The organism is Pseudomonas sp. P129, assembly GCF_020312195.1.
Classification (GTDB): Bacteria; Pseudomonadota; Gammaproteobacteria; order Pseudomonadales; family Pseudomonadaceae; genus Aquipseudomonas; species Aquipseudomonas fragariae.
The window spans coordinates 1-2,604 of the sequence record NZ_JAGPYS010000029.1; the positions used below are offsets into that span (position 1 = coordinate 1).

General features: G+C 52.3%; 1 rRNA gene. It reads left to right on the plus strand.

Annotation, left to right across the window (positions count from 1 at the left end):
• Positions 1 to 2,585: ribosomal RNA gene (locus KBY02_RS25975) — 23S ribosomal RNA — on the plus strand; the annotation flags it as partial.
• Between the last annotated feature and the right edge of the window lie 19 nt (positions 2,586 to 2,604).

The following is a 2,604-nucleotide window of genomic DNA, read 5'->3' on the forward strand; positions in this document are numbered from 1 at the left end:
GGCCATAGTGGGTGATAGCCCTGTACGCGAAAATCCCTTTGCAATGAAATCGAGTAGGACGGGGCACGAGAAACCTTGTCTGAATATGGGGGGACCATCCTCCAAGGCTAAATACTACTGACTGACCGATAGTGAACCAGTACCGTGAGGGAAAGGCGAAAAGAACCGCGGAGAGCGGAGTGAAATAGATCCTGAAACCGTATGCGTACAAGCAGTGGGAGCCCACTTTGTTGGGTGACTGCGTACCTTTTGTATAATGGGTCAGCGACTTATTTTCAGTGGCGAGCTTAACCGAATAGGGGAGGCGTAGCGAAAGCGAGTCTTAATAGGGCGTCTAGTCGCTGGGAATAGACCCGAAACCGGGCGATCTATCCATGGGCAGGTTGAAGGTTGGGTAACACTAACTGGAGGACCGAACCGACTACCGTTGAAAAGTTAGCGGATGACCTGTGGATCGGAGTGAAAGGCTAATCAAGCTCGGAGATAGCTGGTTCTCCTCGAAAGCTATTTAGGTAGCGCCTCATGTATCACTGTAGGGGGTAGAGCACTGTTTCGGCTAGGGGGTCATCCCGACTTACCAAACCGATGCAAACTCCGAATACCTACAAGTGCCGAGCATGGGAGACACACGGCGGGTGCTAACGTCCGTCGTGAAAAGGGAAACAACCCAGACCGTCAGCTAAGGTCCCAAAGTCATGGTTAAGTGGGAAACGATGTGGGAAGGCTTAGACAGCTAGGAGGTTGGCTTAGAAGCAGCCACCCTTTAAAGAAAGCGTAATAGCTCACTAGTCGAGTCGGCCTGCGCGGAAGATGTAACGGGGCTCAAACCATGCACCGAAGCTACGGGTATCATCTTATGATGATGCGGTAGAGGAGCGTTCTGTAAGCCTGTGAAGGTGAGTTGAGAAGCTTGCTGGAGGTATCAGAAGTGCGAATGCTGACATGAGTAACGACAATGGGTGTGAAAAACACCCACGCCGAAAGACCAAGGTTTCCTGCGCAACGTTAATCGACGCAGGGTTAGTCGGTCCCTAAGGCGAGGCTGAAAAGCGTAGTCGATGGAAAACAGGTTAATATTCCTGTACTTCTGGTTATTGCGATGGAGGGACGGAGAAGGCTAGGCCAGCCTGGCGTTGGTTGTCCAGGTTTAAGGTGGTAGGCTGAGATCTTAGGTAAATCCGGGATCTTAAGGCCGAGAGCTGATGACGAGTGTTCTTTTAGAACACGAAGTGGTTGATGCCATGCTTCCAAGAAAAGCTTCTAAGCTTCAGGTAACCAGGAACCGTACCCCAAACCGACACAGGTGGTTGGGTAGAGAATACCAAGGCGCTTGAGAGAACTCGGGTGAAGGAACTAGGCAAAATGGCACCGTAACTTCGGGAGAAGGTGCGCCGGTGGAGGTGAAGCATTTACTGCGTAAGCCCCTGCCGGTCGAAGATACCAGGCCGCTGCGACTGTTTATTAAAAACACAGCACTCTGCAAACACGAAAGTGGACGTATAGGGTGTGACGCCTGCCCGGTGCCGGAAGGTTAATTGATGGGGTTAGCGCAAGCGAAGCTCTTGATCGAAGCCCCGGTAAACGGCGGCCGTAACTATAACGGTCCTAAGGTAGCGAAATTCCTTGTCGGGTAAGTTCCGACCTGCACGAATGGCGTAACGATGGCGGCGCTGTCTCCACCCGAGACTCAGTGAAATTGAAATCGCTGTGAAGATGCAGTGTATCCGCGGCTAGACGGAAAGACCCCGTGAACCTTTACTATAGCTTTGCACTGGACTTTGAATTTGCTTGTGTAGGATAGGTGGGAGGCTTTGAAGCGTGGACGCCAGTCTGCGTGGAGCCAACCTTGAAATACCACCCTGGCAACTTTGAGGTTCTAACTCAGGTCCGTTATCCGGATCGAGGACAGTGTATGGTGGGTAGTTTGACTGGGGCGGTCTCCTCCTAAAGAGTAACGGAGGAGTACGAAGGTGCGCTCAGACCGGTCGGAAATCGGTCGTAGAGTATAAAGGCAAAAGCGCGCTTGACTGCGAGACAGACACGTCGAGCAGGTACGAAAGTAGGTCTTAGTGATCCGGTGGTTCTGTATGGAAGGGCCATCGCTCAACGGATAAAAGGTACTCCGGGGATAACAGGCTGATACCGCCCAAGAGTTCATATCGACGGCGGTGTTTGGCACCTCGATGTCGGCTCATCACATCCTGGGGCTGAAGCCGGTCCCAAGGGTATGGCTGTTCGCCATTTAAAGTGGTACGCGAGCTGGGTTTAGAACGTCGTGAGACAGTTCGGTCCCTATCTGCCGTGGACGTTTGAGATTTGAGAGGGGCTGCTCCTAGTACGAGAGGACCGGAGTGGACGAACCTCTGGTGTTCCGGTTGTCACGCCAGTGGCATTGCCGGGTAGCTATGTTCGGAAAAGATAACCGCTGAAAGCATCTAAGCGGGAAACTTGCCTCAAGATGAGATCTCACTGGAACCTTGAGTTCCCTGAAGGGCCGTCGAAGACTACGACGTTGATAGGTTGGGTGTGTAAGCGCTGTGAGGCGTTGAGCTAACCAATACTAATTGCCCGTGAGGCTTGACCATATAACACCCAAGCAATTTG